Source organism: Roseospira visakhapatnamensis, assembly GCF_014197915.1.
In the GTDB taxonomy this organism is placed as follows: domain Bacteria; phylum Pseudomonadota; class Alphaproteobacteria; order Rhodospirillales; family Rhodospirillaceae; genus Rhodospira; species Rhodospira visakhapatnamensis.
In genome coordinates, this window is the sequence record NZ_JACIGK010000025.1 from 1 (window position 1) to 17,457 (window position 17,457).

Sequence of the window (17,457 nt, forward strand, 5' to 3'; positions counted from 1 at the left end):
GAGGACACTGAAGCCGAGGGGGGGCAGGTCAAAGGTCGTCACGTCGCCGTTACAGATGCGGTGCTCCTCGGACATTTGATCGATGGGCAGGACAGAAAGCCCCAAACCGGCCGAAATCGCCTCACGCACGTTGGCATAGCTCTGCCCTGTATAGGCGATACGCCACGGCGTTCCTGTCTGCTGCAGACGGGACAGCATCAGTCGGCGATAAACGCAGCCCTCATGGAAGGCGACCAGAGGCAGTTCCGTTTGCGTCCAGTCGAAGCCCGGCCGGGCGATCCAGGCCAAGCGCTCGACCGCGAGCGCCTCGGGTGGAGGGGCCTGGTTCGGTTCAACCACGGACTTGGTGAGGACGAGGTCCAGTTCACCCTGGCGCAGGCGATTTTCCAGTCGGGACGAGGTATCCGAGGTCGTCGTAACGCGAGCGCCAGGATGGCTCTTCTCAAAGCGTGCGACGACCTGGGTGAGCCCGCTTAGACTGAAGTCATCCATCACCCCCAAGCGGACCGTTCCTGAACACGACGGGCTGGCGCTCACCGCGCACAGCTCGCTCGCCAGGGCGAGAATACGGCGCGCATAGGGCTCGACGTCCTTACCGGCGTCGGTAAGGCCACGAAAGTGCCCTCGGCTTCGCAGGAACAGGCTTTCCCCGAGAATTTCCTCGAGCGCCCGGATTTGATGCGTCACGGCACTCTGGGTGCGCAGAAGGGTCTCGGCGGCGAGGCTGAAGCTCTGTGCGTCGCAGACCGCGACGAAGACCCGGCACTGTTCAATGGAGAGGCGACGGTCGCTTCCTTCCATAATCAAAATCTTTCATTCCGACAGCAAACATATTCATTTTATAAATTTTTGTCCTCATTTCAACCTAGCCGCGCTCGATGAGAGGAGGATAGGTTGTCGAACTCACACACGCTCACCGTAGGCGTCGTTCTCGTGGGACTGGTGTTCAGCCTCCTCTGGGCGTCAGCCTTCGTCGTCGGAAAGGTGGCATTGCAGTACACCGACCCGATGACCCTGCTCAGCGCGCGATTCCTGATAGCGGGCATCACGATGGTGTTCGCGTCTTGGGTGCGTGGCGGGACTCGGCCTTTCACAACCCCAAGGCTATGGCGGGATGGACTCGTTCTCGGCCTCCTGAACAACGCTCTCTATCTTGGTTTGTCGTTCTGGGGACTGCGAACCATCTCGCCCGAAGCGACGATTCTGATCGTCTCGCTGGCGCCCTTCATCACCTCGGCGCTGGCGATGCTACTCGGCGCGCCACATACGGTCCTGCATTTCATCGGCATGGGCGTTGGATTTCTTGGCGTCTACGTCGTGCTGTCCGCGCGGATGCTGGGGGGCGAGGATCATGTAGGCATGTTCTTCGTTCTCGTGGCGACGCTGGCGTTCTCGTTCGGGACGTTGTGGTATCGGCGCTCGGCCACCCATCACGATGCGGTTACGCTCAATGGTGTGCAGAACGTCATTGCTGGGCTCATGCTCGCGCCGTTCGTGCAAGATTTCGTCGGCCTCGTCTCGGCCTTTGAAAGTGTCCCTTTCGTAATCAGTTTTCTTCACCTAGTTCTGGGTGTTTCGATTCTCGACTTCCTCATCTGGCTTGCCTTGCTACGCCGGATTGAGGCGGGGCAGGCGGCCAGCTTCCACCTCCTCAATCCCATCTTCGGCATTGCCTTGTCATGGTTGCTGATCGGCAGCGACATCCATCTTTCGGATCTTGCCGGGGCGATTCTGGTGCTGGCTGGCTTGGCGCTCATTATGCGTGCATCAAGAGTCAACAGGCCGACGCGTTCGGGTCGCTGGCGTCTTCCTCTCCACAGAAGGAACAAGACCTCATGAAAGAGCTACTGACGCAGGTACACCAAGACCTTGTTGAAGAGGTCCGCTCCGTCATGGCCGAGCATATCATACCCCGGCGGGACGAAATTGAGGATTCTGAGACGATCCCGGATGACATCTATCGTCACATGGCACGTGCGGGGTGGTATGGCGTCGCCATCCCGCAGCAATACGGAGGCCGTGGCGCTGGTCATCTGGCCAGACTCTTGATGATCGAAGAAGCGGCCCATGCCAGCGGCGCGATTGGCGGGGCGCTTCAGTCCGCCATTCTGGGCACCGCCATGCTCCAGTTCTATGGAAGTGAGGGACAGAAACAGCACTGGCTGCCGCGGTTTGCCCGCGGCGACGACGTCTGTTCGATCTGCGTGACCGAGCCCGGCTCTGGTTCGCATGTGATGGGTATGAAGACCACGGCGCGGCGCGGCTGACCTGCGTTGAAGACAGGCTTTCCAGCCCGAATTCCTTCATCACCTTGGCGGCATCGCGGGTGGAGACGCCTTGGACGTACATCTCGGCGATCGCCAGCATGATGGCCCGCGAGGAGCGTCGCCCCCGCTCCAGGGACCGCGGGAAGAACGGCTCGTCGCAGCCCCGGCTCTTGGGCACCTGCACGGTGACGGTGCCGGCGGGCGTGTCCACTTTCTTCGGCTTGTAGCCGTTGGCGTAGCCCTGGCGCGCGTTGCTGCGCTCGTAACGGCCGGCGCCGAGGTGCCGGTCGCGCTCCATCCGCATGGCGAGATTGAAGAGCGCGGTGAACGCCTCGGCCATGCCCTCCGGCCCGGTCTGGATGAGCTGTTCCATCAGCGCGGCGATAACCTTACCCTGGGTGTCCTGCATCCGGTTCCTCTTTTTGGCGATTGAGAAAGCCGGAATGGAGGGTAGCCCATCCGTGGGGCGCGCCCCACGGATGGGCACGCAGGTGCGCCCCCACGAACAAAATTTCCAGACCTCAGGTTACACAGCCCTCTACTTCGATGACCCAAATTAGCATTGACATAAAGATGTGTGAATCTGGTAGTCCCATACGTGGGGAGGGTTAGTGAGGGGCAACAGCATGCATGGAAACGCACCGTTTCGGGGGTCACTTCTTCCGGCGCCCCCTTGCCGGGGGAACGAGGCGAGGAACACGACCATGCCGACGCGGGGGTCCCGTGCGGTGACGGAATGGACTACGGAGCAAGCCCAGACCCGAACGTGGAAGGATCGGCGACGAAGAGATCGAAACTGTTTCTGGCGGCGCTGGTGACGGCACGCTGAACCCTGGGAAAGTCGTGGAAATCGAGGAGGTGCATCCCCCGGGAAAAGTGCATACGTAGATCCGAGACGAACCACCTCTGAGTGTTTGTCCCAAATATTATGTGGTGCGAAGTATGACTGGATTTCCATGACTCGGAGTTGTAATGGCCATGAATCGTTTTCTCAATTACTTATTTATCGTTTTTGTTGTTTTGGTAAACATAACAATTGCATCGGCATCCGAACTTGAATCAGAAATACAGAGTATTTTTCAAGAAGAAAATCTGGTATTTTATTTCAATAATGCATCTACCGACGATATACATAATATGAAAAGGCAACTTATGCTTGGCGATCGGCATGTATGGGTGCGTTTTCACAAAAATATTAGTACACAACTTGAGCATATTTTAGATATTCCTATTCCAGGTTACGGAATTATTACTTCATATGCTACGAAATCGAATGAAAGAGAATTGTCATGGATTGTTTCGTTTTATTTTGATTTAGGAGTTATTTTGAGTGTGAATATAAGCGTCATTTGTATGGATGTTCAACATTGTGAGGTTGGGAGGTTTTCTCCGCATTTTTTTAGAGGCAGAGCAAATAGAATTGAGTTCCTAAATAAACGATGTGGTAAAAATTTTAATCTATTTTTCAAAAACTTGTTCGAGGCGTTACGGCCTCAGGACTACTTCATGGTAAAAGAAGAGGGGTGTTGTTACAATTTTTTGTATCTGCCGGAAGATATGATTTCAGGTATTTTGACAGCGGGACAAAGAGTCATGATCACTCTGAGGAAGAACGAAGACGGAAGCGTCGTAGTCGAATAAGGAGGAACACAAGATGGTATCACTGAGTCTCGAGGCGTATAGAGGGCACCTCGAAAAACGCTTGGGGTCGAATCCCGTTTTGATAGAATCCGGATAGGTTTAGGCCACAAGGGGCGATCCGATGGGTCAGATGGGGTTCTTTGACGTCACGAACCGGTACGCCGGCCTGGATGCGAAGGCCGACCCGCTGGTGAAGCTGGCGGAGGTGGTTCCGTGGGAGGACTTTCGGCCCCGGCTGGAGGCCATCTGGCGCGGGTCCTCGGCTGAGCGGCGCACGAAGGGCGGGCGCACGCCCTGGGACGCGATCGTCATGTTCAAAATGATCGTGCTTTGCGCGCTCTACAACCTGTCCGACGAGCAGGTGGAATACCAGGTGCGCGACCGGCTGTCGTTCATGCGCTTCCTGGGCCTGGGCCTGGAGGACCGGGTGCCCGACGCGACCACGGTGTGGCTGTACCGGGAGCAGCTTGTCCGGGCCGGGGCGGTCGAGGATCTGTTCGCGCGGTTCGACGGCTATCCGCGCGACCAGGGCTTTCTGGCGATGGGCGGCCAGATGATCGATGCCTCCATCGTGCCGGTGCCGAAGCAGCGCAACAGCCGCGAGGAGAACGCCGCCCTCAAGGCCGGCGGGACGCCGAAGGGCTGGGACGACAAGCCGGCCAAGCGGCGGCAGAAAGATATCGACGCCCGCTGGACCAAGAAGCACGGCAGGAGCCATTTCGGCTACAAGAACCATGTCTGCGTGGATCGCCGGCACAAGCTGATCCGGCGCTACGAGGTCACGGACGCGGCCGTGCACGACAGCCAGGTGATGGAGGCGGTGCTTGACGCCACCAACATCGCCTCGGATGTCTGGGCCGACAGCGCCTGCCGTTCGGCGGAGACGGAAGAAAAGCTGGCGGACCGGGGCCTGAGGAGCCGCATCCACCGCAAGGCTCATCGCAACCGGCCCCTGGGCGAGCATGAGAAGACGGGCAACCGGACCCGCTCAAAGGTCCGCGCCCGGGTCGAACACGTCTTCGGCGCGCAGACCAACGACATGGGTGGCACCCTGGTGCGCAGCATCGGTCTGGCCCGGGCCAAGGCCCGGATCGGGTTGAAGAACCTCGTCTACAACATGAAGCGGGCAGCTCAGCTGACCGGCATGCCCGGCGCCCCTGCCCCTGCCTGATCGCTGGCCAGGGGAGACGTGTGTCCGAACGGAGGGCAAAATGAGAAACGGTTAAAGAACATGGCGCTCACGAAGGCGTGAAATTCGCTCCTCACGGTGTTCAGGCTTCCGCCGAGGTCGCCAACCCGGCCAAACAGCCGGTTATTCGAGGTGCCCATCAGAAATATCCATGTTTTTCATGGCGGCTGTCATCTCTGGTGGTCTCCCTCGGACAAATGGGTGTCCACGGAAACCGGGGCCAGATCAGGGACGTCGCCAAACGCTTCAAGGAACCACGACATGGTGCCTCCCGCCTGATGCAAGGGAGTCCCCTACAGAATCTATTTCACGCTCGACCGCTACCCCGATTTCTCAAATGCGATTCCCCTGTTTACAATGGGGTCATGACTGGGGCGCGTCGAACGCTCCGCAATCCAGCGCATTGAGAAAATTCTGGCGTGTGCGTCCGATGTGGACCTTCAGGATGTCTCCCAGTCGGTCCATGTGACGCTCTGAAAAGCAGTGGACGATATCCCGGTGCTCTCCCAACGAAAGTGTCTGATCGGCCGGATGGTTCTTTGAAAGATTGTTACGAAGCGCGGCGACTCGTCCGGACATCAGGCTATAGGCGTCCTGGAAATACTTGTTCCCGCAATGATCGAAGAAGACCTGGTGTAGATCGTTGTCCAGCGTGACGTAGGCGAGGCCGTCGCGCTCGGCGAACGCGGCTTCCATTTTCTCCAGGCAGAGGGTCAGGTCCGCCGCGGTCGAGACATGGGCGCGGCGCGCGCACAGTGGCGCCGCGGCGAGTTCCATGGCGATCCGGAAATCACACAGACGTTCAATGTCATCGGGCGTCGGCCGGAACACGAAGCTGCCACGCTGCGGCGCGATTTCAATAAGACCCTGCAACTGAAGCAGACTGAGGGCTTCGCGCACCGGCGTGCGACTGACCTCGAAGGATGCGGCCAGTTTCTCCTCCGACAGGGCTTCCCCAAGCTTCAGTTCAGCATTGACGATGGCCACGCGAAGCCGTTCCGTCACCGCGTGAACCAGGGTGTTGGGCCTCGTCAATTTCAGAGAGCGCACCGAAATTTTCTCCCGCTTTTCATGACGCCATATCCAAGACCGTGATCCGACACCGTGGAAGGCTTCGGAGCGCGAGGCCATCCGTCGCTAACATACGCCCAACACACCACCGTTCAACCGAATGTCTGATCATCGGGCCCGAGAACCGGGCCGTTGCGCCTCCTCAAGGCCCGCCACGGGTCTCGAGTCGGGAGCGTGGAGGAGCAACCACGATCGGCGGTGGATGAGGGGCGAGACCAGCCGTCCTGGGTCCCACCACGACAGGGCCCGAGACGGACGCCACCCGGTGCCACCAGGGGGCGCCCAAACGACATGAGGGGGACAACCGGCACTGTCCCGCCGGTCAATCGGGGCATCCCATGGTCATGATTGAGGACCGCTGTTACACAACAACAGTGAGTCGGCATGATGGCTCGCGAGATCGGGTCATCTTCTGATTGATCATAGATTTTAGAAAGCACTCATTATACCTGCTCCAAGCTATGGTTTTCTGGATATTACTTGCCCCGAAGGTATGCATTCATTTGAGGATTTTACCATATCGCGCACTGATAAATGGTGATGCCCGGCCCACTTCTTGACGGCGGGTCGGGAAGCAGTTGCAAAACCTTAGCAATTCTGTTATCGTACCTTACATTCAGATCGCCACGGAGGGCGTCGATGCTCGAAGCGCCGTCGTGGGGCGCATCTGCTGTATAGCCGGCCCGCGATGTCGGCTCTTTGGGAGGACGGTTGATGACACTTGGTGCTTTTGCGCCGACTGCATTGGTCGCAGCGGCCTTGACGTTGACTGCCTATGGCCCCGCGTTCGGAGAAACCACGCTGCGCTTCGGCCACGTGAATGGATCCGGCGAGATCGCCGCCGATCTGTTCGAGGAGTTTGCCGAGCGCGTAAAGGACAGAACGGATGGAGAGGTTGTCATCAACGTCTATCCGGGAGAACAATTGGGCAAGGAAACGGAACTCGTCCAACAAGCCAAGCTTGGCGCCGTCGACATCACCGCCCCGTCACTGCCGGCTGCCAGCGTCGTTCTGCCGTCCCTGGAAATACCCAGCACACCGTTCCTGTGGGATGACTGGCATCAGGCGCGCGCCGTCATCGAAGGCAAGGCGATGCAGCCGATCTGGGATGAACTCGCCGATCAGCACAATCTCATTCCGCTGACCAAGACCTGGTATTGGGGCTGGCGCAACCTGACCACGCTGTCGGTGGCCGTCGAACAGCCCGAGGATATGGTCGGCCTCAAGATCCGCGTTCCCGAGTCCCCGGTCTGGGTCGAGATGGTGAATGCCATGGGCGCGGCGCCGACGCCGGTTCCCTTCAGCGACGTCTACACGGCGCTCCAGCAGAAGACCGTTGACGGCCAGGAAAACCCGATCCCGACGATCTTCACGCGCCGATTCTACGAGGTTCAGGGTAACCTCGTGCTGACCCGCCATATGCTCCAGAACAACACCATCCTGATTAACAAGAAAAAGTTCGAGTCCCTGGAGCCGCGCCACCAGACCATCCTGATGGAAGAGGCTCATGCGGCTTCGGCGCGGAACACCTTGCTTCAGCAGGCGCGGGAACAGTCGATGCTTGAGCAGATGCGCGACAGCGGCGGCATCACGGTCATCGACTCCCCCGACCGCGCCGCGTTCCGGAAGAAGACGGCGATTGTGATGGACAACCTTCGGGACCGGTGGGGCGCCGAGAACATCCAGCGCATCCGCGACGAGATCGAACGGCTGAACCAAGCCATGTGAGGCTGGACCAACCGAAGCATCCACTTCAATCATGACGGAGGCCGGCGCTTCGAACGTTGCCGCCGGCCTCCGGACCCGCTCTTGTTCGGGGGGTGACGTGTCATGCGAAGAATGGTTATTGTTATCGACGACGCGGTTGTTTCTATAGAACAGGCCCTGAGTTCCGTTTTGTTTCTTTTTGTTTTTCTGACCCTTGTTTCTTCTGTTTTCTTTCGTTACGTTCTGCAATCGCCGTTCACCTGGACCGAGGAACTCGTGACCATCACCTTTTCCTGGGTTATCTTTCTCGGTGCCAGTGCGTGTCTTCGTGATCACGCCCTTCTGCGCGTGGACGCCTTCATCCACCTGCTGCCTCAGCCCCTGCAGGCGGTCGCGGGCGCCGTTGCGGTCGGTATCCTCCTCGTTCTCCTGGCGATGCTGATCTACTACGGGTTCACCTACGCGATCGCTGTCCGGGGCGACCTGTTCCCCATGCTGCGCCTGTCGATGGCCTGGGCGGCGCTCGCCCTGCCGGTCGCATCATGCCTGGCCGTCCTTCACGTTCTCCGACTGGTGATCACCGAAGGCTTCCGCCGGACCCTGATGTCGGTCACCGAGATGGGCGACCTGGCGGAGCAGAGTTAGTCATGGACTTCGCTCTGACACTCCAGATCATCGCCGTCCTCGCGGCGCTTCTGGTCATTGGTGTGCCCATCGCCTATGCGTTGGCCGGCGCATCGATCTTCTTCTTCGTCACGCAGGACATTCCGCTGTCCATCGCCACGCAGCGCATCACGGCCGGTGTGCAGTCGTTCCCGCTGCTGGCCATTCCCCTGTTCGTGATGGCCGGCGCCCTGATGAACGAGTCCGGCATCAGCGAGCGGCTCTTCACCCTGACACGCGCCCTGGTCGGGCACATTCGGGGCGGCCTCGCGCAGGTCAATGTCATCGCCAGCTTTCTCATGGGGGGCATTTCCGGGTCATCGCTGGCCGACTGCGCGGCGACCACGCGCGTTTTCGTGCCGCAGATGGTCCGCAACGGGTACGACAAGCCGTTTTGTGTCGTGCTCACCGCCTCGACCGCCACCCTGGCGCCGATCGTGCCGCCGTCGATCCTGATGGTCGTGTACGGCTGGCAGGCCAACATCTCCATCGCCGACCTGTTCCTGGGCGGCATCGTGCCGGCCATCGTCATCACCATGATCCTGATGCTGACCGTCAGCATTGTGGCCTGGCGCCACAGGTATCCCAAGGACGAGGCCTTTTCCCGGCAGCGCCTGACGGAGGCGTTCCGGCGGTCCACATGGGCGCTGGCGATGCCTGTTCTTATCCTCGTCGGGTTCCGGCTGGGCGTCCTGACGGCGACGGAAGTCGCCGCCGCCGCCGCTGCCTATGCCATGTTCGTCGGTCTTTTCATTTACCGAACGCTGAAGTGGACCCGCATTCCCGAAGTTCTCAAGATCACCGTCAGGGATTCGTCCGCCATTCTCCTCATCGTCGGGACATCGGCGCCCTTCGCGTGGGTCATGGGCATCGCCGAGGCCCCGCAAGCGATGCTTCATTTCATCACCGGTATCTCGACCGACCCCATCGTGGTGCTGCTGATCCTCAATGTCTTCCTGTTGTTGATCGGCACCTTCATGGAAACGATCTCGGTGATCATCATCCTGATCCCGATCCTGATGCCGTTGCTTGAGACGCTGCAAATCGACCTGACGCACTTCGGGTTGATCATGATCTTCAACCTCGTGCTGGGGCAGCTGACGCCCCCGCTCGGCGTCCTGATGTTCATGACCTGCTCGATCGCCAAGATCAGCATCGGCCAGTTCCTGAGCCGCTTGCTGCCCTTCTTCTCCGCGCTGGTCTTCGCCCTGATCATCATCACGTACATGCCGTCGCTCACGCTGTTCCTGCCGAACCTGTTCCGCTGAGGTCTCCGTCTGGGCCGGCGATGAGGCGGTGATCCCGGCACGCCCACTGCTCACACAAATTCGTACCTTAGGTTCCTAAAGACGAGGTTAGAATGGACACCCCATCCTCTTTCGGTTCCCTGAGCGGCCCGCGCCTGCGCCGCATGGCGAATGCGATCCGCGCCCTGTCGGTCGATGCCATCAACAAGATCCAGACCGGGCATCCCGGCCTGCCTCTCGGCGCGGCGGATGTGGCCACGGTCCTGTTCACCCAGCATTTGAAGTTCGATCCCGTGCATCCCGACTGGGCCGATCGTGACCGCTTCGTGCTGTCGGCCGGGCATGGATCGATGCTCCTGTACGCGCTCGGCTATCTGTGCGGCTACGAGGCGATGACGCTCGACGACATCAAGAGCTTCCGCCGGCTGGGCAGCAAGGCCGCCGGCCATCCTGAACTCGACCTTGCGATCGGCGTCGAGGCGACCACGGGTCCCCTCGGCCAGGGACTGGCCATGGCCGTGGGCATGGCCCTCAGTGAACGGATGTTGCGCAGCCGCTTCGGCGCCGACCTCGTCGATCATCACACGTACGCGCTGGTCGGCGATGGCTGCCTGATGGAAGGCATCTCCTACGAAGCCGCCGCGCTGGCGGGTCATCTGGGCCTGGATCGTCTGATCGTTCTGTTCGACGACAACGGGATTTCCATCGACGGCCCGACCAGTCTGGCCACCTCCGAAAACCAGCAGGCCCGGTTCGAGGCGTGCGGATGGCACTGGCAGGCGGTCGACGGGCATGACCCCCAGGCCCTATCCGACGCCATCGACGCGGCGAAGCGCGCCGACCGTCCCAGCATCGTGGCCTGCCGCACCACCATTGGCCTGGGCTTGCCCAACAAGGCCGGGACCAGCGCCGCCCACGGACAGCCACCGAGCATGGAGGAGGCCGCCGCCGCCCGGTTGGCGTACGAGTGGCCCGATGCGCCGTTCGAGGTGCCCGTCGACATCCTGGCCGACTGGCGCGAGAGCGGCCGTCGTGGCGGGGCGGACCACACGCGGTGGAGGCAACGCCTGGCGCGGGCGGACGACACGACGCGCGCCGCGTTCCAGGCCTGGCAGTCGGATGACCTGCCGGAGGGCTGGCGCGACGCGATCAAGGCGTGCAAGCGCCGCTTCAGCGAGGCCCGACCCACCGAGCCAACGCGCCAGTCCTCCAAGACGGTGATGAGCGCCCTGATCCCCGCGATTCCCAATCTCATCGGCGGATCGGCGGATCTCACCCCCAGCAACCTCAGCCGGCCGGACGGCATCACACCCGTTTCGCGCGACAATTTCGCCGGTCGCTACATCCATTTCGGCATTCGTGAACATGCCATGGCGGCCGTCACCAACGGTATCGCCCTTCACAAGGGGTTCCTGCCGTTCTGCGCGACCTTCCTGTGCTTCTCGGACTATTGCCGGCCCGCGATCCGCCTGTCGGCCCTGATGGAACAGAAGGTCCTCTACATCCTGACGCACGACACGATCACGCAGGGACCGGACGGCCCAACCCATCAACCGGTCGAACACTTCATCACCCTGCGGGCCACGCCCAACCTGCTCTTCCTGCGTCCGGCCGACGCCATCGAGGTTGCCGAGTGCTGGGAACTCGCGCTGGAAACCCAGGACCGGCCCGTCGCCCTGATCCTGACGCGCGAGGCCGTGCCCCCGGTGCGCGAGGGCTTCACCACGGACAATCTCTGCCGGCGCGGAGCCTATGAGTTCGCGCCCGCGTCGTCGGGCGCGGCAAGGGTCACCCTCCTGGCCACCGGATCGGAGGTCGCGGTCGCGCTCGGCGCGCGCGCGATCCTGGAAGAGAACGGCGTGCCGACGCGGGTGGTGTCCATGCCCTGCCTGGAGATCTTCGATCAACAGGACGAGGCGTTCCGCCGATCCATCCTGGCCCCCGATACCCTGCGGGTGTCCATCGAGGCCGCGACCACCGCCGGCTGGGAAAAGTACGTCGGACCCGACGGTGTGATCATCGGGCTTCGCGGCTTCGGCGCGGCGGGCATGCCCGACGAATTGATGGACCACTTCGGACTCACGCCGGAGGCCGTCGCCACCGTCATCGAGGACAAGCTGGCCCAAACGAGGGCCTGACCGACGGTCTGAACCCCGAAGGGCGGGTGCGGGTGAACCCTCCGCCCCCGCGAGCGCCTTGCCGGCGCCGGGCCGGACACGGAGGTCGAGGACCAGTCTCACGCACGGATCGTATTCAGGGAGCCGAGATATGCCGAAGTTTGCCGCGAACCTTTCGATGCTGTTCACGGAGCGGCCGTTTCTGGACCGCTTTGGCGCCGCCGCCGAGGCGGGGTTCAAGGGGGTTGAGTTCCTGTTTCCCTATGATTTCGAGGCCGGGCAGATCGCCGACTGCCTGAAGACACACGGGCTCCGGCAGGCCCTGCACAACCTTCCGGCGGGCGATTGGAGCGCGGGGGAGCGCGGCATCGCGTGTCTGCCGGACCGCGTCGGCGAGTTCCAGGACGGCGTCGGCAAGGCGATCACGTACGCCAAGGCCCTGGGGTGTCCCAAGGTCAACTGCCTCGCCGGCAAGCTGCCCCCGGACATGGACCGGACGACGGCAAGGGAGACCCTGGTCGCCAATCTGCGGTTTGCCGCCACAGAGCTGAAAAAGGCCGGCGTCATGCTGGTCGTCGAGGCCATCAACACCGCCGACATTCCCGGCTTCTTCCTGTCGAACACGACACAGACCTTGGGCGTTCTGGACGAGGTCGGGTCGGACAACGTTTTCTACCAGTACGACATCTATCACATGCAACGCATGGAAGGGGAGTTGGCCGGCACGCTCAAGGCCAACATCGGCCGCATCGGCCACATCCAGTTGGCGGACAATCCGGGTCGGCACGAGCCGGGAACGGGCGAAATCAACTACGACTTCCTGCTGCCCTACATCGACACGCTCGGCTACGACGGCTGGATCGGCTGCGAGTACGTGCCCGCCGAGGGACTGGGCTGGATGCAGCGCTTCGCCGCCTGACGGCGTCGAGCTTCAGGACGTCACCGATCGCCACCAAACCAAACGAACGACATGCGGCGCGCCGGTCCCCCCGGCGCCAGGAAAGGCAAGGGACATGAGCAAGCTGGGCTTTGTTGGACTGGGAATCATGGGCGCGCCGATGGCGGCGCATTTGCTTTCGGCGGGCCACGAGCTTTTCGTGAACACGCTCGGGCCCGTTCCGGAAACGCTCACGGCGGCGGGCGCGACCGTCTGCGCCAACGGTAAGGACGTGGCGGACCGCTCCGAGATCGTGTTCATCATGGTGCCGGACACGCCGGACGTGGAAGCGGTGTTGTTCTCCGCCGACGGTGTGGCCGAGGGACTGTCGGCAGGCAAGATCGTGGTCGACATGAGCTCGATCTCGCCGGTGGCAACGAAGGCGTTCGCGGCCAGAATCAACGCGCTCGGCTGCACCTATCTGGACGCGCCGGTCTCGGGCGGCGAGGTCGGGGCGAAGGCGGCTTCGCTGACCATCATGGTTGGCGGACCGGAAGCGGCCTTCGAGACGGTGAAGCCCCTGTTCGCGGTGATGGGCAAGAACATCACCCTGGTGGGCGACAACGGCGCCGGCCAGACCACGAAGGTCGCCAACCAGATCATCGTGGCCCTCACGATCGAGGCCGTTGGCGAGGCGCTGCTTCTGGCGTCGAAGGCCGGGGCCGATCCGGCCAAGGTGCGTCAGGCGCTGATGGGGGGGTTCGCGTCCTCGCGAATTCTGGAGGTGCACGGCCAGCGGATGATCGAACGCAACTTCGACCCGGGCTTCCGCATCACGCTGCATCAGAAGGACCTCAACCTGGCGCTGGACACGGCGCGGGCCCTCGGCGTGGCGCTGCCCAATACGGGCACGGCCCAGGAACTGTTCAATGCCTGCGCGGCCCATGACGGGGCGGCCTGGGACCATTCCGGCATGGTCCGCGCGCTGGAACTGCTGGCCGACCACGAGATCGGCCAGACCGCCTGACCGGGGCGCCTATCGGCGGCGGATGACGATGCCTCATCCGCCAGCCGGCCCCGGTCAACGTCGATGACCGATTGGCACAAGTCACGACCTCTCTCCCATGACCAAGGCTGGAACACAATGAAGCCCGTCATCAGCGGTACGACCAAACTGTTCGGCGTGGTGGCCCACCCCATAGACCACGTCCGCGTTCAGTTTCTGTTCAACGAGTATTTCGACCACCACGGCATGGACGCGGTGTTCATCCCCATCCATGTCACGCCCGACGCGGCGGCCGCGGCGATGGCCGGGTTCCGTGGCATGTCGAACCTGGGCGGGCTGGTGATCACGATCCCGCACAAGTTCCGGTTCGTGGACCTGGTCGACGAGGTCATGCCGGCGGCCCGCCTGGCGGGCGCCACGAACATCATCCGGCCGGAGCCGGACGGCCGTTGGGTGGGAACCAACCTTGACGGCATGGGGTTCGTCAACGGCCTGGCCGACCGGTTCTTCGCGCCGGAGGGGCGGTCCTTCCTGGTGGTCGGCACCGGCGGGGTGGGATCCGCGATCGCGGCGACGCTGGCCCAGTCCAAGGCCGCCCGGCTGACCATCAGCGACGTGGACCGCCCGCGCGCCGAAAGCCTGGCGGCACGTCTGCGGGCGGCGGTTCCCGGCGTTCCGGTGACCGTCGAGGGCGGCAATCCGGACCCCGCCGGCTATGACGTCGTCGTGAACGCAACGCCTTTGGGGATGCACGACGACGATCCGCTGCCGATCGATCTGGAGCGCCTGACGGGCAAGACCGTCGTGGCGGAAGTGGTGCAGGTACCGCCGGAGACCCCGCTTCTGAAACAAGCCGCCCGGCGTGGCTTCGACACCCTGCAGGGTGGCAAGATGCTCGACCATCAGTTTATGGGAATGGCCCGGTTCTTTCGCGTGGCGCCATCTTAAGTGTAGCGCGGCGGCGCCGAGGTCTCCGTCGCGCAGGGATCGATGTCGGTCTTGTCGGTCATGCTCTCTACCTCCTGGGGACCCCCAAGGTAGCGCAGCGCGGTGTCTCGCCAAACCGTGCCCCACCCCACAGAACAACGGCCACGATCTGGCTGCGGATCGTCCTGTCATAGATCCGGATGATAAGACCTCTTGGCGCGTAGACATCCTGCATGGTTTCGCGTCCTTGGTCCGGGGGGAGACGGGGCCCGGATGCCGGCGCCGAAGCGCGTGGGACGGCCGAGGACGACGGACCTGCGCGATGTGCTCGACGCCATCCTGTACATGGCCGCGACCGGGTGCCAGTGGCGGATGGTGCCGAACGACTTTCCGCCGGTCTCCACGGTGCGAGGCTACTTCTATGACTGGCGCAACAACGGCGTGCTTCGCACGATCAACCATCACCTCGTGATGGCGGCGCGGGAGGCGGCCGGGCGGGAAGCGAGCCCGACGGCCGGCGTGATCGACAGCCAGAGCGTCAAAACCACGGAAAGCGGGGGGATTTCAGGCTACGACGCCGGCAAGAAGATCAAGGGGCGCAAGCGTCATATCGTCACCGACACCCTGGGGCTGCTGGTCGGCCTGGCCGTCCACGGTGCCGACATCCAGGACCGGGACGGGGCACCCGGCGTGCTGAAGTCCATCCGGTCGTCCTACCCCTGGCTTCGCCATATCTTCGCTGATGGCGGCTATGCCGGACCAAAACTCAAAGGAGCGTTGGAGAAGATCGGACGCTGGACGATAGAGATCGTCAAACGCTCCGATGCCGCGAAGGGGTTCGAGGTGGTGCCCCGGCGCTGGGTCGTCGAACGCACCTTCGCCTGGCTCGGACGCTGCCGACGCTTGGCCAAGGACTGGGAAAAAACCATCCAGAGCGCCGAAGCCTGGCTGCTCATCGCCCACATCCGGCGCGTCACCCGCCTCCTCGCAAAAACCTGACCGGCTTATCCCCCTGCGTCCGGCAACCCCATGATGTTGGGGTCGCATGGGCACGAACTGCTCTCCATCATGGACCGACCTGAACCAGGGGGATAAGCCTCAAACCTGATATGCCTCACGAAGTTTCGAATCGGACTCTTGGAGACGCCCGACATCCCCAGGGCCTTGACCGGATCGTCCACCGACCGGGTGGAGGTGCCCTGGATAGAGGCCTCCTGGATGACGGCGGTCAGCGCCTTCTCGGCCATCCGGCGCGGTTCCAGGAAGCCCGGAAAATAGCTGCCCTTGCGCAGCTTCGGGATACGCAGGTCCACGGTGCCGGCACGGTTCGGCGGGAAAACGATTCACTGGATCGTTTTCTTCCCCGCCTCACCCCCAGACGCGGTCTCGGTAGCCGTTGCGCTGGGTCAGGCGCTCGGCCGGATTGCGGTCGCCGTGGCCGGCGCCGGTCTTGGCCTCCACCTCCAACTCCATCAGCTGCTGGGTGGCAAAGCCGATCATTTCGCGCAGCACATCGGCGTCGGGCGTCTTGGCGACCAGCGCCTGCAAGTCCATCATGGTATCGGTCATCGTCGGGGCTCCTGTGGTTGGGTTTCGTTTGGCGACAAAACCCTACCGGAGTTCCGCCCGGCAATCGGCTTGAAGCCCTTAAGGGTGATCGCGCCGGACAACACAGCGTACGGTTCAACAATCAGTGGCGTATCTGCTTTGTGTGGTCGGATGGCGGTGCGGAACACGTTGAGATCGTGGACTATCACTGACGGGAGACAGGACATGGACCCACGCGACCTTCCCCCGGTGCATCCGGGCGAACAGCTTCGGGAAGAGTTCATGGCGCCGCTGAACCTATCGGCCTATGCGCTCGCCAAGGTAACCCATGTGCCGGTGAGCCGCATCCAGGCTGTAACGCATTGATTTTATTAGAAGAGAACGTAACGCGAAAACTGACTAACAGCCTTGTATTCACAGGAACCCAAACCGACTCTTAATCAGCGGGTCCAAGGTTCGAGTCCTTGTGCGTCCACCAATTAGATCAAGGGGTTGCGAGATCTCCTGCAACCCCTTTTTCATGTCGAAATCCCTGCCGATTTTTGCCAAATCGACGGCCGCGCTACAAAAACACCGCGCCAACGCAGTTTGCAAAACCGTCTGCAAAACTAAGAAAGGCTTGCTGACCTTTCAGTCTGCAAGCCTTTGAAATTGTTGGCTGGGGGACCTGGATTCGAACCAGGACTGACGGAGTCAGAGTCCGCTGTTCTACCGTTAAACTATCCCCCAGCAGGGAACCTCGGCGCCGGCCGAATGGTTGTTTCGTCGCACCGGTGGCGACGCGGTGTCGCGGGGCGGACGGCCTGGGCTTGTGTCCAGGGCCCAGGGCGCGTCCGCCCGGAAAGGTCTTGTCGACACCCCCTCTTGACGAGGGCGAACTCTGTACCATGGTCCTTCGGCGCTTGGGAAGGGGGCATGGACGGTTTTCTTCACGTCGCCGGGGTCCGGGGCCCCCTCCGGATCGCGCGAGCGCCGTATGGAAGCGCGGTTTCATCTTTTGGGAGCGCGCTCGTCCGTGGGATTCCCCCGTTTGCCCGCAAGTGTTATGATCCCCTGGTCCGTGGCCCCGTGCCGCCGCGCGTCGGCGTACCGCCCGTGTCTTCCGAGACGGAGCGCCGCAGGCGTCCACCCCGGCCCCTCGGTCCGACCGGAGGCGGTGCCACGCGCCATGTCACGCGCCCCGTCGGACGTCCTGGA

General features: G+C 62.2%; 15 protein-coding genes, 1 tRNA gene and 3 pseudogenes. 14 read left to right on the plus strand and 5 right to left on the minus strand.

From position 1 onward, the window contains the following. Positions 1–801 (minus strand): LysR substrate-binding domain-containing protein (locus GGD89_RS14630; RefSeq protein ID WP_184046596.1); only part of this gene is annotated, 801 nt, incomplete at its 3' end. A 132-nt stretch (positions 802–933) separates the two neighbouring features. Here GGD89_RS14630 and GGD89_RS14635 point away from each other — a divergent pair. Both GGD89_RS14635 and GGD89_RS14640 read left to right on the plus strand, forming a co-directional pair. After that, on the plus strand, positions 934–1,839 hold the full coding sequence (locus tag GGD89_RS14635; RefSeq protein WP_184046598.1) for an EamA family transporter: 906 nt from the start codon (positions 934–936) through the stop codon (positions 1,837–1,839). After that, on the plus strand, positions 1,836–2,267 hold the full coding sequence (locus tag GGD89_RS14640) for an acyl-CoA dehydrogenase family protein (RefSeq protein WP_184046600.1): 432 nt from the start codon (positions 1,836–1,838) through the stop codon (positions 2,265–2,267). Before GGD89_RS14635 ends, GGD89_RS14640 begins: the two co-directional genes overlap by 4 nt. Positions 2,268–2,316: 49 nt before the next feature. On the opposite strand, the pseudogene GGD89_RS14645 reads toward GGD89_RS14640, so the two are convergent. Beyond that, a pseudogene (locus GGD89_RS14645) lies at positions 2,317–2,676 on the minus strand (transposase); the annotation flags it as partial. A 569-nt stretch (positions 2,677–3,245) separates the two neighbouring features. Here GGD89_RS14645 and GGD89_RS14650 point away from each other — a divergent pair. Next, positions 3,246–3,908 (plus strand): hypothetical protein, encoded by a 663-nt coding sequence (locus tag GGD89_RS14650; RefSeq protein WP_184046602.1) that lies wholly within the window; start codon positions 3,246–3,248, stop codon positions 3,906–3,908. A gap of 121 nt (positions 3,909–4,029) precedes the next feature. Beyond that, positions 4,030–5,079, plus strand: coding sequence for an IS5 family transposase (locus GGD89_RS14655; protein ID WP_184046604.1), 1,050 nt, complete (start codon positions 4,030–4,032; stop codon positions 5,077–5,079). Between the two features lie 381 nt (positions 5,080–5,460). On the opposite strand, the gene GGD89_RS14660 is transcribed toward GGD89_RS14655, so the two are convergent. Beyond that, positions 5,461–6,228 (minus strand): GntR family transcriptional regulator, encoded by a 768-nt coding sequence (locus tag GGD89_RS14660; protein ID WP_246423138.1) that lies wholly within the window; start codon positions 6,226–6,228, stop codon positions 5,461–5,463. Positions 6,229–6,882: 654 nt separating this feature from the next. On the opposite strand from GGD89_RS14660, the gene GGD89_RS14665 reads away from it, so the two are divergent. The 8 genes and pseudogenes from GGD89_RS14665 to GGD89_RS14700 all read left to right on the plus strand — a co-directional run. Next, the gene (locus GGD89_RS14665; protein ID WP_184046608.1) at positions 6,883–7,896 is read left to right on the plus strand and encodes a TRAP transporter substrate-binding protein; all 1,014 of its coding nucleotides are present in this window, start codon (positions 6,883–6,885) and stop codon (positions 7,894–7,896) included. A 102-nt stretch (positions 7,897–7,998) separates the two neighbouring features. After that, entirely contained in the window at positions 7,999–8,520 is a 522-nt protein-coding gene (locus tag GGD89_RS14670; RefSeq protein ID WP_184046610.1) for a TRAP transporter small permease, read from the plus strand. Between the two features lie 2 nt (positions 8,521–8,522). Next, positions 8,523–9,806, plus strand: coding sequence for a TRAP transporter large permease (locus GGD89_RS14675; RefSeq protein WP_184046612.1), 1,284 nt, complete (start codon positions 8,523–8,525; stop codon positions 9,804–9,806). A gap of 92 nt (positions 9,807–9,898) precedes the next feature. After that, complete coding sequence (tkt, locus tag GGD89_RS14680; protein ID WP_184046614.1) at positions 9,899–11,923, plus strand: transketolase; 2,025 nt, start codon at positions 9,899–9,901, stop codon at positions 11,921–11,923. A 130-nt stretch (positions 11,924–12,053) separates the two neighbouring features. Continuing rightward, a complete protein-coding gene (gene hyi / locus GGD89_RS14685) occupies positions 12,054–12,821 on the plus strand; it encodes a hydroxypyruvate isomerase (protein WP_184046616.1) in 768 nt (255 codons plus the stop codon). A gap of 94 nt (positions 12,822–12,915) precedes the next feature. Then, entirely contained in the window at positions 12,916–13,806 is an 891-nt protein-coding gene (locus GGD89_RS14690; RefSeq protein WP_184046618.1) for a 2-hydroxy-3-oxopropionate reductase, read from the plus strand. A 117-nt stretch (positions 13,807–13,923) separates the two neighbouring features. Then, complete coding sequence (locus tag GGD89_RS14695) at positions 13,924–14,733, plus strand: shikimate dehydrogenase family protein (protein ID WP_184046620.1); 810 nt, start codon at positions 13,924–13,926, stop codon at positions 14,731–14,733. A gap of 252 nt (positions 14,734–14,985) precedes the next feature. Beyond that, positions 14,986–15,711, plus strand: a pseudogene (locus GGD89_RS14700) (IS5 family transposase); the annotation flags it as partial. A 107-nt stretch (positions 15,712–15,818) separates the two neighbouring features. On the opposite strand, the pseudogene GGD89_RS14705 reads toward GGD89_RS14700, so the two are convergent. Then, a pseudogene (locus GGD89_RS14705) lies at positions 15,819–16,281 on the minus strand (transposase); the annotation flags it as partial. Positions 16,282–16,298: 17 nt separating this feature from the next. Between GGD89_RS14705 and GGD89_RS14710 the strand changes: the two are divergent. Continuing rightward, positions 16,299–16,472: a type II toxin-antitoxin system RelE/ParE family toxin gene (locus GGD89_RS14710; protein ID WP_425503045.1), complete on the plus strand. Its 174-nt coding sequence runs from the start codon at positions 16,299–16,301 to the stop codon at positions 16,470–16,472. Positions 16,473–16,485: 13 nt separating this feature from the next. Further along, positions 16,486–16,626, plus strand: coding sequence for a helix-turn-helix transcriptional regulator (locus GGD89_RS14715; protein ID WP_246423139.1), 141 nt, complete (start codon positions 16,486–16,488; stop codon positions 16,624–16,626). 289 nt (positions 16,627–16,915) lie between these two features. Here GGD89_RS14715 and GGD89_RS14720 read toward each other — a convergent pair. Next, a tRNA-Gln gene (locus tag GGD89_RS14720) sits at positions 16,916–16,989 on the minus strand. Positions 16,990–17,457 lie beyond the last annotated feature (468 nt).

What these genes read in the sequence shown, in the direction of transcription:
- hyi (WP_184046616.1), top strand. Translation starts at nt 12,054, where the DNA reads ATGCCGAAGTTTGCCGCGAACCTTTCGATGCTGTTCACGGAGCGGCCG.
- GGD89_RS14665 (WP_184046608.1), top strand. Translation starts at nt 6,883, where the DNA reads ATGACACTTGGTGCTTTTGCGCCGACTGCATTGGTCGCAGCGGCCTTG.
- GGD89_RS14650 (WP_184046602.1), top strand. Translation starts at nt 3,246, where the DNA reads ATGAATCGTTTTCTCAATTACTTATTTATCGTTTTTGTTGTTTTGGTA.
- GGD89_RS14715 (WP_246423139.1), top strand. Translation starts at nt 16,486, where the DNA reads ATGGACCCACGCGACCTTCCCCCGGTGCATCCGGGCGAACAGCTTCGG.
- GGD89_RS14675 (WP_184046612.1), top strand. Translation starts at nt 8,523, where the DNA reads ATGGACTTCGCTCTGACACTCCAGATCATCGCCGTCCTCGCGGCGCTT.
- GGD89_RS14690 (WP_184046618.1), top strand. Translation starts at nt 12,916, where the DNA reads ATGAGCAAGCTGGGCTTTGTTGGACTGGGAATCATGGGCGCGCCGATG.
- GGD89_RS14695 (WP_184046620.1), top strand. Translation starts at nt 13,924, where the DNA reads ATGAAGCCCGTCATCAGCGGTACGACCAAACTGTTCGGCGTGGTGGCC.
- GGD89_RS14660 (WP_246423138.1), bottom strand. Translation starts at nt 6,228, where the DNA reads ATGGCCTCGCGCTCCGAAGCCTTCCACGGTGTCGGATCACGGTCTTGG.
- GGD89_RS14655 (WP_184046604.1), top strand. Translation starts at nt 4,030, where the DNA reads ATGGGTCAGATGGGGTTCTTTGACGTCACGAACCGGTACGCCGGCCTG.
- tkt (WP_184046614.1), top strand. Translation starts at nt 9,899, where the DNA reads ATGGACACCCCATCCTCTTTCGGTTCCCTGAGCGGCCCGCGCCTGCGC.
- GGD89_RS14640 (WP_184046600.1), top strand. Translation starts at nt 1,836, where the DNA reads ATGAAAGAGCTACTGACGCAGGTACACCAAGACCTTGTTGAAGAGGTC.
- GGD89_RS14670 (WP_184046610.1), top strand. Translation starts at nt 7,999, where the DNA reads ATGCGAAGAATGGTTATTGTTATCGACGACGCGGTTGTTTCTATAGAA.